This window comes from Pseudovibrio ascidiaceicola (genome assembly GCF_900114245.1).
Lineage (GTDB): Bacteria > Pseudomonadota > Alphaproteobacteria > Rhizobiales > Stappiaceae > Pseudovibrio > Pseudovibrio ascidiaceicola.
In genome coordinates, this window is the sequence record NZ_FOSK01000020.1 from 1 (window position 1) to 12936 (window position 12936).

The window sequence follows — 12936 nt, forward strand, 5'->3', positions numbered from 1 at the left end:
GTTCCGTCAAAAACAGAGACTTAAGCTGCAGGTGCGCGCCAATCGTCAGCACCAGAGGTGCCGGAGACTGTGTGTTCCCACATAATTTTGCGGTAAGACAGTTCAATGGTGATCAGCTGAGTGAAGTCAGCATTCTTCGGATCCTGACAATGTGGCAGGCCGCACTCGATGTTGGTGATCAGCGCATCTTCAAAGGAGGTGGTGAAGAAATGCTCCTGCTTGCCGGAAGAATTGGTGCGGTACCATTTAACTTCACATTTAGGCAGCATCTCACCAGAGACCAGCGCATTATATAGCAGCGGGATGGACTTGTTCATGGAGCAGGTGAACTTGAACGGTGTGTGCACACGCTGACCAGCTGGCTGGCCGGACTGGATATCACGAGGAATGATGACGGTGTGATCAATGGCCTGCACCATGATCTCGTCTTCATGGCCTTCCTGCCACACGTTACCGACGGAATCTTCAGTAAACGCGCCCTGAGTGATTGGTCCCTGAGTTGACCCTTCAATGGTGATATAGGCTGGTGTTGGCATAAGCCGCTCCTTTAAAAAGACATAAATGAAACCCACTCAACGAGGGGCAGCACCAGCAAGCTCCCCTTGCCCGGCACTCGCCCAAACAAAAGCAAATCCTGTACCAGACAGGATAATTCTGAAAGAAAAACAGTGCCAAAAACGCCAAATCTTTGAAAGTGCAAGTGAAATAAAAATTCGAAAGGCGTGCTGCACTTACTATCAAAAGTTGATAAGGACACATAACGCAGCAGGAGATCTGGCCAAAAATGGCCAGATAAAACCGGAGCACTTTAAGAAATCACAGATAACCTATTGAAAAAAAACAATTAACAGGCTAGCCAAAAACAACCAACCTCAAGCCATTTTTGGCAAACCGTTGCAATATGAGGGATATTTCGAATATGCATCACACATACCCAGCAATCTAGAGCGGTAATTTTAAGGGTTTTCGGATTCCCTTCCTAGGCTCCAGGAAGGACAGCTTACAGCATACTTGAATCCACTTCACCGATTTGTGTGTGGGGGGCGGCGGGACAGAAGCATCATCAGCTGAAAAATACTGCTCAGCGGGTCTGATCCCCTGTTTTCATCAGCCTGCAAGTGCTTTCATGTGCAGCACCACACGTAATATATTGAAAACAACCGTAAGGCGTGGCTGTGAGAGGAGGTAAGAGATCCACAGAGAATGAATGTTCAGTAATGCTCTTCTTACTCATCTGAGTTCTCGCAGTCCAGCGTACGCATTCTCCGTCGAAGCTGTATGGACAGATCGGTTGATATGAGTGACTTCACTATGCCATTCCAGCTGCAGGAACACGGAAAGTTCGAGCTCAGACAGAAGGTGATGGGTTCTCTTCGATTTATGACCGAAGGCGCCATTTACTCTACCAAGAGACGGCAAGTCCCGAACAGTCAGCCAGGGTTTGTATTCAGAATACGCTCCGCTCCCTCGCCCTTCTTTGACCATTTTTGCAAACTTGGCGTCAGAAAACGCTATATTCTTACCTACCATGGAAAAACCGCCAGTCTACTGCTCGCAAAGCAAACAGTAGACTGGCGGTTTCAGTAGGCAACTTTATTACTCGCCGACAAAAACTGTGGGATGAAAATAAAGTATCATACTGAAACACAAAGAAGTTGGCACAAATCCGCCAACTCAAAATATGCTACAAATAATAAAGTATCATACTGAGGATCACTAAGTTCACACTCACTACCAAATTACGAGGAATAAAGTATCATACTCAACTGCATAGTATTTGTGTTTTTGATCTTAAATTTAGAGCACCATTGCATGTGGCTCAACGTACAGCCTTACGGGGTACAATCAGTCCTTGCGATGAATTTCAAAACTTCACCGCAAGCAGCTCCTCCCTCAAAAAAATCGCTTACGTACTTCCTTCAGTAAGCTCAAAAATCAAACCAGATCCCTGATGTTGGCTTGGGTCACTAAAGGTTTTGGCAGCTGAGTCATTAAAGATAACTTTTCCAACTTCAACATCTTTGTCTTCACCAGGTACCGTACAAGGTTTTGGTTTCTTGTCTGGCTTATACACAATACCTTTTGTAAAAAGAGTATCTAAAGCTTGCGGTTCAATGGCACGCGTCAGCTTATCCTTACTCGATTGATAGGCTTCATCAATTGCAGCTCGCACTTCCTTTAAAAACTCAAATCGGTGAACTGCATCAAATGCCAAGCGTGCTGATTTTTCCACTACAAGCACGCCATCCAGCTTGGTTCCCAACTCGACTAGCTCACGTTTGGAATTTGTGTAGTAAACCACGCATTTTATCGGAAACATTGTGGGCATAGTTTTTAACTCACCAACCCGCCCCAAGTCACTAAGTAATTTTTGCTGCAATGCAATCGCAGCATGTTCTTTCATCCGCGCCGGTAAGAAACACGGACCATCATCTGCTAACAATTTAGATAGGCTTTCTAAATCAATAGTTTCAATGTGTTTGAAGTCCCACTCAACGACCCCTCGTTTTGTCTCACCAAGATCCAAGACCGGTGTATTTTCTCCACCAGCAACTTGTTTAAAGTTCTGAACGTCAAGATCATAAAAAAGTCCTGCGAGTAACAGAACACGTTTAGCTTTTGGAGGTTCTCGGACAAGATCACAGGCAGGCGTCAACACTAGAAAGACACGCTCTCCATCCGCCTCAAAAATCGTGCCTTTTATAGCATTATCATCACCAGCTGCTGGCGATTTTGCAATCACATCGCCTAAGGAAACAGGATAACCTTCAACTGGATCAAGTTGTCGTCTTTTGTTGTGTGTGAAAAGTGTCTTACGAACCACCTCGAGTGTGTTCTTGCTTCCTGTGATGGTGTTCGGGGGAAATGTTGTTGCTCTAACGGAGTTAAGTGCAATTGCTGCATCTATCACACCTTGGTCAGCTTCCAGTTCGTGTGTCAGTACATCATCCATAATGTCGACCATGTAACCACCAAGCGGAACCCCTTCCGATGACAGCATTTGCTTTACATGAGACAGGTCTTCAAGATCCAATTTTCTCACTTGTTTTTGAGCCCTGTTTAGCGCATCAACAATTCCAGTTTCCCAAGATTTTAAAAATGCCCAAAGTTTCAGCGCATCTTCACGATGCTCAGTCAACTCAAAGAGTAATTGCTCTAAACGTCCTTCATCTACGATCTCGGACTTACGTATTGTTCTAAAACCTGACGCCAAAAGCCCAGTACCATCCCGAAATTCTTCACGAAGCACTAGTAGGTTATTATGCGCCGAGGTTAGGAGAACCAGAGGAGGTTTCTCTGGTCGGCGCCCTAAAACTTCTTTCAGACCTTCAATCGAACGTTTCTTATCTATATCTGCCTGTTCAGATCCAAGAAATAGATCAATGACAATCAAATCGGCATCACTTGCTGTGCTTACGAAATCTCGCCCAGATTCATTAACTTCCAAACCAAATGTAGTCAGTTTTTCCGATAACGCATCTATAAATTTTCGCACTTGCTCTTGATTTGCAAGAAACGCCTCAAATAATTTACCTATAGCTGCTTCCGAAAACTTCTCTCTATTCTCGAATATTAAAGTGACAAATGCTTGATCTTGCATGAGATCCTCGGCATCTTTAGACACATACTCTGGATAGATTTCGTTTAAAATCTCCTTGCGCCGGAAGCTTCCTAAGCGGGTATTTACCCACAGTGCAGCCGTACCTGTCTTCTAGCAACGTAAGCATTTCAAAGTAGCTCTTAAACTTGTTTAAATATAAGTGGGTATCGTCTGTTTGCTCTTTTAGGCTATCCCACTCCGCGCTGGGTAATGTGCCAAATGGCCCTTGCTCCTCGGTACTCACATTCGTGGAAGTATTTCCTAGTTGACTGTTATGCTCCCGACTTTCCCGCGCAAGTCTTGACTTCTTCGCAATCCTCGAAGTTGCCACCGCCCCTGCAAATTCAAACTCTGTCTTACTTACATTGAGGGTGATTGGTTTATTCTCCCGGCTCCCCTCTGCATTATCTTCTACATTATATTGCAGAGGCTCAGACATTGGTGAGGTAGGCTGTCCTCCTGCTCCATTGCCATTGGCGTAAAACTTGGGGCTAAAGAATTCGACCTGATCTGGAATGTTAGCGGGAATGTTCCTTACGCCAGTCACCTCGTAGACAAGCAATGTCTGGCTTTCCGGTTCAAAATTGCCCTTCACCGTTAAGCTAACATTTGTCAGCGGCGGCGGCTCAAAGTGAAAGGTCCATCGCCGATACTGCCCTATCTCACGACCACTGAGCAATTGGGATTGGCTTATGCTTTCATAGGAGCGCCTGGCCTCCTTATCCAGTAGCAACCAGGCAAGCATCCTGCGATATCCTGAGTCATTAAACACCTCCAAGGGACAATTGCAGGTTTGCAGCACATGGACGGTTGCCACACTTTTGAGCTCATCATACTTAACGGCAAACTCATTGCTGAGCACGTCATGAACCACAGATGAGCGAGCAAAATACCCATTATGGAAGAACAGAGCCCGCGCCAGTTCGAAGTGTGGAAGGAAAACCTGAATGCCATCATGTAGTTCAAAGACAAAGCAGTATTGCCGAAGCTCCTTTGATAAGCGCCGTTCAAGAGCCGGGCAACTTTCCAAGCGATCAATCCGCCATTCATTTGCTCTTTGAACTGTAAAAGTTTTTTCAAGCCTCTTGCGATAATTGCCCTTGGTTTGATTAATGAGTGTTTTGCGCACCAGCAAAGGCGCATTTGAAAGCGAAGTTGCGTCAGCCCCGTTTTGCCTGCTTGGGAATACACTCAGGCTTACGGCCCACCTAACCCCACCCTTTCGGCAAAACAGCTCTCCTATACCGTTGATCCAGGTATCTTCCTCAAACCCCTTGAGATGCACAATTCCATTCAATTTCTTAGCTCCCTCATAAGAAAACAACGAGCAGGTTCTGTGAGGCGTTCCTCACTTAATCCCGCTTCCCTTAGAACTCTCCATCGCTTCACTGAGGCGCCTTGATGTTTTAGCCCTAGGACGGTGCTTCTAATTCTTCTCATTTGATAGTCAGAAATGCTTTCACTATGACGCGCTAGAAAAGTCCGGCACTGTGGGAGTTGGTCTAAGTGCTTTTCAACGCTTGCCGCATGGTCTATTTTCCTTAGATACCAGTTCCGTGAGCGCCTTGGCCCATTCTGCTGGTTTTCAAACTGATTACGCAATCGGACCAAAGCCCGAAGGGTTTTGCTATCCCGCTTCGGCCACTCCACACGTGCTTTCCGCGTGGCCTCCGGTTTATGGTGCTTCTGATTTACCTTCATCAACCAGTCTTTGTCGTGACGATAGAGCCACGCATAGACGGCCCCAAAGCCAGAAAGCCTGGCCTGCCTTGCGCCATACTCATCAAGAGCAACAAGCCACTTGCCCCGGTGTGCGTTGATCTTATCCTGGCTCTGGACTGGCAAGCTCTTAACAGTAACCTTTGCTTCCTTGATCCGCGCAGCTTCAGTAACAATATCCTGCAACTTCCAACCAGGTTTTAAAAATGCATGAAGGACAATCAGATGTTCCAGGTAACTAAAAGCCTTGCGGTGTTTTCGAAACATGCTTTTTAGCCAGCTTTCACCGTCCCTAGCTGGCAAAAGAGAGTGTCCAGCAAGCCATTCTGCACCCCAGTACTCAATGACCCTTTCTTCGATACTCTGATGACGCACCTGCACTCCCCGATTGAAGTGCTTGTCAGCCGCCAAGTTTTTATAATAAATCCCCCACTGAGTTAGCTCAGGGATATGCCTCACACGAAGGCTCAGTAGCTCGTCTACACTCAAGGCCATCACTACGCTTTGCCAACTTCCAAGCTGCGCCTTTGCCAGCGGGCAAGTATCTGGGCCAGCAGCCTTAAACGAATGGCGTTGCACGTCGTGACGGAATATTTTTGCGTCAATTAGCTTGCCATGAACACGGCAACTATCTGCTCCTGCGACTTGCCAGGCCCGCCGCCAGTAACATTCTCCATACCTTTTAAATTGCTCGATTACACAATCAGGGCAATACCGAAGGTACTTCGGCTGCTTGACGCGCGATGCTGCAACGCCAGCCATCAGATGCACGGAGCTTTTTCGGCTCCCAGTAAGCTCATGAGTAAGAGCCTTACGTCGGGCTTTGCCGATAAAAGGTGCGTATAAGGGAAAGAGCGTATGCTTGTAGAGAAGATCCAATGGCGTAATGCCGAGCAGTTCAGGATAAAGCTCTGCTATCTTTTCTAAATGTCCAGGCAGGTCTGAAACTGCAATTATTTTGGTGTCGCCGAATACCTCAAACAGGAGTTCTTTGTGTGAAGTAATGCCGCTATGGACCCCATGCCTTGCAATCGTGCTGTAGATCAGTTCATCGCAATAAGGTAAAGGGAAGCCCAACATATCATCCCACGCTCTTTAACCAGCCAGAAACGTCGAACAGCTCCCTACCTGCTGCCAACTCATCATAAAGACGTCCCTGTTCCGCCTGAGAAAACTTATACCTAAAGTCATCCGAGGGCAGCGAGTGCCAGTTTGAAGGTCTGATTGTCTCAACTTTAGTTGTTTTCGGCTGTACCGGGTCAGAGTACCAGCCCAGAACGATCTGGACCAAGTCAGGTAAGGAAAGATTCGGATGTTTCTTGAAGGCACTTATTATTAAAGGCTGTAGCAACTTTGAATCGCATCCCATTGCCTGCAAAAAAGTAGACAGCTTCTTGGCCTTTTCATTGCCGTTGAATGCGTCTTCACTTTTTCTTTCTTCTTGCCGCTCATCGATCAACTTTCGCAACTCAAGAAGGCGCTTATCTATCGCAGGCATCTGTAAGTCAGAGTATTTGATAATTGCGTCAGGATCTCCCCTGCGCAGTGCATCTAACATCGGATGCACTGGCTTGAGTTCCTGCTCGTAGACTGTGCGGAGCAGCTTTACGGTTATTCGCTCCAAACCCGTGGAAATCGCCCGCAACTGAGCAAGGACAAACAGCTTAACCACGATATCAATCACACCCTGAGATAGCTCAAACCAGCAGTCGCGGATTTCCTCACTTATGATCTCATCGCGTTGAGAAAGCCATTGGAATCGCCACAGTTTGTCAGTAAAGGCCTGCCATTCTGTCCTTCTCTGCTTGCCTGTATTGGGATCTACTCTGACAGGGCCGCGCTGCATCGGTTCCCAAAACAGAGACCCAAAGCCTGCGCTGCGCCTGCCTGCCTGCAACTCCATTTCAAATATGGGTCTCGCCTTGGGAGTGCCGACCATGACCACAGGCACGCCAACCACGTTTACCAGCGCAACAAAAAATTCCAGCATGGCCTCCTTACTGATGGATCTCTTAAGCGTTAATCGCTGGATTTCATCAATGACCAGCACACCGACAGCCCTTTGCGTCGCAACTTGTCCCATCAGAGACAAAAGCACTTCGGTACTGTGGCGCTTGCGGGCATATTTTTCCTCATAGGCGGTACTCAGCGTGCGATCCACCTCACGGAAAAAATTCAGGCACAAGCTCTTTAAAGAGCCATCGGACGGGCATTCGATCCGAAGATAAGGCAGCTGAATGAAATTATATTGCTTGTGGTAGATGACCTACGGATAGGTTGCCAAAATCCGATTTATTGTCGAGCTTTTGCCGCTGCCAGAGCACCCGATCAGCGAGAAGCATTTAGCCGTGGACTTCGATTGAGCAAACTGAAAGTCATCTGCGGCGCCCGACATTATCCTCTGGTAGCCTTCCTGCATCCTCCTGTTCAGGGAACCATCCGCTATATTACGCCCGACATAGCCACCCCGGATCATAATCGAAATCTTTTCTTCCAACTGTTTATGCATAGACAAAGGCTGAAAGAAATCATCCAGAAGACCACTAATCTGATGGGCACGAATATGCCCTTTTTCGAAACAATCTTGCGGCCTGAAGGCGACCTTTCCAGCTAACTTCTTCTTAAGTGCTGAAAGGTCCATGATCGGCGGCAGCGCTTCAATCAATGGATTACCGCGATAGCGTTCCAGACCCGGGTCAGCATATACAGCCTCGACAAAGTTTTCCGGCAACCCCATCAGTCATCATCCTCAAACAATTCGTCAATGAAATCGGGATAATCCAGGTCCGTTTCGGGCTGAGCAAGGTGGACTATCTCACCTGACTTACGCTCACTTTCAGCTTCAGGACGATGTGCCTTCCTTGCGCGCTCCCTTGCCTTTTCATGACGCTTGTTCTCATTAATGGCACGGATCCTCTGCACTTTGGGCTCCGCCGCAGTATCGGACGCAGACTTTTCAGCATGCGAAATTTTCTCAATCACGAACTCTTCATGCTGGCGTTTTTTGGTTTTTAACTGCACCTTGGCAGTTGCTGACGTTTTCTTTTGCTCATCTCGAGCCTGCCACACATCCCAGAACGAACACCCGCGGAACTCGCGAGAGCGCTCTGAGAGATTACAGACCCAATATTTGTTGCTGCCTCTTTCTGGAAACAGGTAAATCCGGTCTGCAACCAACGGATCGTAAGCTGCTTCAATGCTCGCTGGACGTTTTACATTCCGACCACGGTGCGTCCATCCAAGTCGGAGGAACTCTGTTGATGTATAATAGACACCAAACAAGCAGGCCCCAAGCTCTGAAAGAGTCGCCTTTTTTCTGGGCAGTAAAGCGATGCGAAGTGCGTCTGGATCAGCCTGATGCAGGCGACCAGTCCTGTGCTGCAGTCCCCAGTTCCACAGATGGATTGGCGTGGCAGGAAGATCCGTCGGCATATCAGCGTCCCTGTCGTATTTCTCAAGTACAGCGTATTGGTTATGGCAGAGCACGGACGACAGGATAATTTGAGAAAAGTCCCTCACTGATAACTTAGCATCCAGCCGGTAATCCTTCCCGCCACGTTTCTTAACTGTGGTGCCGGATACATGGCCTGGCACAAAGGGGCCGAAAGAACTCTGAATTGTCTTGAAATTTCGTTCAACAATGCCTTTCGCATCACCTCTGTAGGGCGGCGTGTTCTCAATCCTGACTGAAAAGTTACTCTCTAGGTTTTCTATCTGGTGCCCAAGCAGTTCGCCCCTGTCAGCTAAGACAGCGTCGGGAACACCAACGCTTGGCCAATCATTGATATCAACATCGAACTCCATTTCCCTGCAGTAACTTGTCTTATCGGTTACCGCCATAAACAGAGCCTGTATCGCCGCCGCGTAGGAAGGTGTCTCGAAGCCGATATAGAAGCCAGCAACCATGCGGCTGAAGACATCAATCACCATGTACACCACGGGCCGGCCGACGATGTTGCCGCGCTCACTGTCGGAAACCAGATAAATGTCCGCTATAGTTGCGTCAATCTCGTAGCGGGAACCAGGCCCCAGCACCTGTGTATTGGCCGTGCCGCGTAAAGGTCTGACATCCTTATTATACTCGATGGCAGACACCCGTTTCCTCAGTGTCTCAGCCTGCCGGTACTCGCGCTTATAGAAATGCATCATCTGCCAGTTAGACGGCAGTTCTTCTGAGGGCGTATCTGGGAAGTAGTTCAGATACATATTCTCAAAGCGGCGGTGAGCATAAGGAAATGAGTGTCCCTTATCCTTGAGAAGATAACGATCAATGGCTATGCGGAACAAGCGTTCGGTAAATTCGTCTACCTTGGCACCAACACCTGGAGTGTATTTGCGCGGGCGCCCTAACTTCTTGTCCTTCGCAAGTCTGCGCTGCCCCTTTCCTCCCGAGTTCTTATAATCAGGCAACAAAGCGTTTGGAACCTGTCCCCGTTGCCAGTATCGCCGAGCTAACCTGTAGAGGGTTTGCTTGGTAGATCCGTTACTGGCAAGAATGGTGTTTATAGCAGCACCGCGGCTTTCCGGATCATAAAAGTCTGGCAAATCCACCAAGAGCTTGATGAGAGCGTAGTTGCTATCCCGTTTCGCTTTCACTGTGCTTCCTTCTGCCGGGTTCAGGAAAGTAAGCTCGCTAAAAGGATCTTGTACCCGATCAAGAACTTCGTCTTCGATGGCAGATCTGAGCTCATCAGTCGATGCGATCTCGGGAAAAGCCGACTTGTCATCTATATCGATCTACACCAAGTGCTCGCCCATCAGCTGCAAATGCGATAGCGGCGTTGATCAAAACTCAGCACTTCATTGATTTGAAACAAGATACACCTCCCGGATAAAACCCAGATCTCCTGCTTCCAGCTCTTTCGCCTTGAGCCTGGTGATTGGAACGAAGATGTCGAAGGTGAAGTATCGCTTAGCTAAAAGCTGTCTCATCTCTTGAAGGGACTGGCCAAGCGGCAGCCCATAGGCCACATCCAATTCCTTACAGATACTGATGAGCGTCTTATTTGGGTTCTTTTTAAAGTGGTGACCGTAGAGTTCCATCTGCTCTAGCGTTAGCTCAATACGGCCTTCTTCCTCCCGCATTGCCGGGTGGAGCCACTTTATGTTCTTGGTAACGACAGCTGGCACTTCGCGTTCCGTGATAAGGTACCACGGCAAACCCTTTGCCTGCCAGTATCGCCGCTCTAGCTCCAGCTTTTCAACCGTGCGAGCATCCTGCAGCGCATCTTTATACTTCGCTTGCAATACGAACTTAGGCCGCTGCTCATCGCTCGTGTCCACCAAGAAGTCGGAGGACATATACTGGTCAACACCAGCTAGACTAGGATGCTTGATCCCAGCTTCAAGCGCAAGCTTGCGGGTATCATCTCTTTCAAGGGGGAACTGCTCACGGATTTGAATAACTTCGCTATTCCATTCAAGCAGCAGGAACACGGAAAGTTCGAGATCAGACAGCAGGTGATGGGTTCTCTTCGATTTATGACCGAAGGCGCCATTTACTCTCCCAAGAGACGGCAAATCCCGAACGGTTAGCCAGGGCATGTATTCAGAATACTCACCACTGCCCCGTCCCTCTTTAATCATCTTTGCAAACTTGGCGTCAGAAAACGCTTTACTCTTACCTACCATGGAAAAACCGCCAGTCTACAGTTCGCAAAGCAAGCAGTAGACTGGCGGTTTCAGTAGGCAACTTCATTACTCGCCGACAACAGACCATCAGCGTATCTAAGTACTTATTCGACCGTAACAGACTTGGCTAGATTCCGTGGCTGATCCACGTCTGTGCCCATGAACACGGCGGTGTGGTAGGAAAGCATCTGCAGCGGCAGGGCGTAGATGAGTGGCGCGACGATTTCAGGGAGTTCTGGCAGAATAATCATCTGGTCAGCAGCAACACCTGCAGCCTCAGCGCCCTTTTCATCCGTAAACAGAGCAATCTCACCGCCACGAGCTGCTACTTCTTGCATATTGGAAACAGTCTTCTCGTAAACGCCATCAAACGGCGCCACAACCAGTACTGGCATATTCTCATCAATCAGTGCAATTGGACCATGCTTCAGCTCACCTGCTGCATAGCCTTCTGCATGAATGTAAGAAAGCTCCTTCAGCTTCAGCGCACCTTCTAGTGCCAATGGGAAGCTCGTCCCACGACCAAGGAACAACGCATGATGCTTCTTGGACATCCATGGTGCCAGCTTCTCAATCTCAGGCTCTAGCTTCAAAGCCTGCATCGCATGTGCTGGAAGCTCGGAAAGAGCACCAACCAGCTCTTTTTCCTGTGCCTCACTCAAGCTTCCACGCTGACGACCAGCAAGTACGGCAAGGCTGGCAAGCACAGCCAGCTGACACGTGAAGGCTTTCGTAGACGCGACGCCAATTTCAGGTCCTGCAAAGATTGGGAATACCAGATCAGCTTCACGTGCAATCGTGCTCTCTGGCACGTTAACCACCGCACCGATGGTCATGCCCTGCTCTTTACAATAGCGCAGCGATGCCAGCGTATCTGCCGTCTCACCAGACTGGGAAATGAACAGCGCCAGATCACCTTCTCCAAGCGGCATTTCGCGATAACGGAATTCCGAAGCGATATCGATATCTACCGGAAGGCGTGCATACTTTTCAAACCAATACTTCGCAGTCAGACCAGCGTAATACGCAGTACCACACGCTGAGATCACCAGTCGATTGATCTTGGAGAAGTCAAAATCATTGCCCTCAGGCAGGGTCACTTTACCTTCATTAAACTTCAGGTACTGGGAAATCGCATGACCCAGAACCTCTGGCTGCTCGTGGATTTCTTTTGCCATGAAGTGACGATAGTTGCCCTTGTCCATCATGGTTGAGCTGACGCTGGACGTCTGAACCACACGCTCAGCAGCAGAGTTGTTCTCGTCAAAGATCTGCGCCCCAGCGCGTGTCAAAACAACCCAGTCGCCCTCTTCAAGGTAGCTGATGCGGTCAGTAAACGGAGACAGGGCAATTGCGTCAGATCCGAGGAACATTTCGCCCTCGCCATATCCAACAGCAAGTGGTGACCCACGACGTGCACCAATCATCAGATCATCCTGATCGGCAAACACAATCGCAAGAGAAAAGGCACCTTTCAGGCGACCAAGAACGGCAGCAACAGCATCCTGCGGAGCTTTACCGCTTTTAACTTCGAGTGAAATCAGGTGTGCAACAACTTCAGAATCCGTTTCAGTGGAAAGTTTCACACCTGCACCGCGCACCTCTTCGCGCAGTTCAAGGAAGTTCTCGATGATACCATTGTGGACGACCATGACGCCATCAGAGGCGTGTGGATGCGCATTCTCAACAGTCGGAGCACCATGCGTCGCCCAACGGGTATGACCAATGCCGCTCACACCCCCAAGAGGGTTGTCTTCCAGCACAGCTTCCAGATTGCGCAGTTTCCCTTTCGCACGGCGGCGAACCAGCGCACCATCTTGGACAGTTGCAATACCAGCAGAGTCATATCCGCGATACTCAAGCCGTTTCAGCGCATCTACCAGCAATGGTGCAACAGGTGTCTGCCCCAAAATTCCGACAATACCGCACATATATGTTCTCCTTGAATTCCCACCTCGCAACTGGTGCGAGCATCAACTTTAGGC

General features: G+C 48.7%; 11 protein-coding genes. 1 reads left to right on the top strand and 10 read right to left on the bottom strand.

Annotation, left to right across the window (positions count from 1 at the left end):
• Positions 1–20: 20 nt before the first annotated feature.
• On the bottom strand, positions 21–536 hold the full coding sequence (locus BM231_RS25200) for an Hcp family type VI secretion system effector (RefSeq protein WP_057465969.1): 516 nt from the start codon (positions 534–536) through the stop codon (positions 21–23).
• Between the two features lie 25 nt (positions 537–561).
• Here BM231_RS25200 and BM231_RS25205 point away from each other — a divergent pair, with 25 nt between their 5' ends.
• Positions 562–834 (top strand): hypothetical protein, encoded by a 273-nt coding sequence (locus BM231_RS25205; RefSeq protein WP_093523973.1) that lies wholly within the window; start codon positions 562–564, stop codon positions 832–834.
• Positions 835–1230: 396 nt separating this feature from the next.
• On the opposite strand, the gene BM231_RS25210 is transcribed toward BM231_RS25205, so the two are convergent.
• The 9 genes from BM231_RS25210 to glmS all read right to left on the bottom strand — a co-directional run bounded on the left by BM231_RS25210 (position 1231) and on the right by glmS (position 12882).
• Complete coding sequence (locus tag BM231_RS25210) at positions 1231–1530, bottom strand: PDDEXK family nuclease (RefSeq protein WP_208860647.1); 300 nt, start codon at positions 1528–1530, stop codon at positions 1231–1233.
• Between the two features lie 376 nt (positions 1531–1906).
• Positions 1907–3601 (bottom strand): hypothetical protein, encoded by a 1695-nt coding sequence (locus tag BM231_RS25215; RefSeq protein WP_139226402.1) that lies wholly within the window; start codon positions 3599–3601, stop codon positions 1907–1909.
• A gap of 16 nt (positions 3602–3617) precedes the next feature.
• The gene (locus tag BM231_RS25220; protein WP_093523977.1) at positions 3618–4898 is read right to left on the bottom strand and encodes a hypothetical protein; all 1281 of its coding nucleotides are present in this window, start codon (positions 4896–4898) and stop codon (positions 3618–3620) included.
• Positions 4895–6400 carry a TnsD family Tn7-like transposition protein gene (locus tag BM231_RS25225; RefSeq protein ID WP_093523979.1) on the bottom strand — a complete coding sequence of 502 codons (1506 nt, stop codon included), beginning with the start codon at positions 6398–6400 and terminating at the stop codon, positions 4895–4897. The genes BM231_RS25220 and BM231_RS25225 overlap by 4 nt, the downstream gene beginning before the upstream one ends.
• A 1-nt stretch (position 6401) precedes the next feature.
• A complete protein-coding gene (locus BM231_RS25230; protein ID WP_342029956.1) occupies positions 6402–7583 on the bottom strand; it encodes an AAA family ATPase in 1182 nt (393 codons plus the stop codon).
• 3 nt (positions 7584–7586) lie between these two features.
• The gene (locus BM231_RS27250; RefSeq protein WP_208860649.1) at positions 7587–8057 is read right to left on the bottom strand and encodes a P-loop NTPase family protein; all 471 of its coding nucleotides are present in this window, start codon (positions 8055–8057) and stop codon (positions 7587–7589) included.
• Complete coding sequence (locus BM231_RS25235) at positions 8057–9916, bottom strand: DDE-type integrase/transposase/recombinase (RefSeq protein ID WP_208860650.1); 1860 nt, start codon at positions 9914–9916, stop codon at positions 8057–8059. The genes BM231_RS27250 and BM231_RS25235 overlap by 1 nt, the downstream gene beginning before the upstream one ends.
• A 204-nt stretch (positions 9917–10120) precedes the next feature.
• The gene (locus tag BM231_RS25240) at positions 10121–10951 is read right to left on the bottom strand and encodes a TnsA endonuclease C-terminal domain-containing protein (RefSeq protein WP_093523981.1); all 831 of its coding nucleotides are present in this window, start codon (positions 10949–10951) and stop codon (positions 10121–10123) included.
• A 104-nt stretch (positions 10952–11055) separates the two neighbouring features.
• The gene (gene glmS / locus BM231_RS25245; RefSeq protein WP_093523983.1) at positions 11056–12882 is read right to left on the bottom strand and encodes a glutamine--fructose-6-phosphate transaminase (isomerizing); all 1827 of its coding nucleotides are present in this window, start codon (positions 12880–12882) and stop codon (positions 11056–11058) included.
• Positions 12883–12936 lie beyond the last annotated feature (54 nt).

What these genes read in the sequence shown, in the direction of transcription:
- BM231_RS25200 (WP_057465969.1), bottom strand. Translation starts at nt 536, where the DNA reads ATGCCAACACCAGCCTATATCACCATTGAAGGGTCAACTCAGGGACCA.
- BM231_RS25205 (WP_093523973.1), top strand. Translation starts at nt 562, where the DNA reads ATGAAACCCACTCAACGAGGGGCAGCACCAGCAAGCTCCCCTTGCCCG.
- BM231_RS25210 (WP_208860647.1), bottom strand. Translation starts at nt 1,530, where the DNA reads ATGGTAGGTAAGAATATAGCGTTTTCTGACGCCAAGTTTGCAAAAATG.
- BM231_RS25215 (WP_139226402.1), bottom strand. Translation starts at nt 3,601, where the DNA reads ATGCAAGATCAAGCATTTGTCACTTTAATATTCGAGAATAGAGAGAAG.
- BM231_RS25225 (WP_093523979.1), bottom strand. Translation starts at nt 6,400, where the DNA reads ATGTTGGGCTTCCCTTTACCTTATTGCGATGAACTGATCTACAGCACG.
- BM231_RS27250 (WP_208860649.1), bottom strand. Translation starts at nt 8,057, where the DNA reads ATGGGGTTGCCGGAAAACTTTGTCGAGGCTGTATATGCTGACCCGGGT.
- BM231_RS25240 (WP_093523981.1), bottom strand. Translation starts at nt 10,951, where the DNA reads ATGGTAGGTAAGAGTAAAGCGTTTTCTGACGCCAAGTTTGCAAAGATG.
- glmS (WP_093523983.1), bottom strand. Translation starts at nt 12,882, where the DNA reads ATGTGCGGTATTGTCGGAATTTTGGGGCAGACACCTGTTGCACCATTG.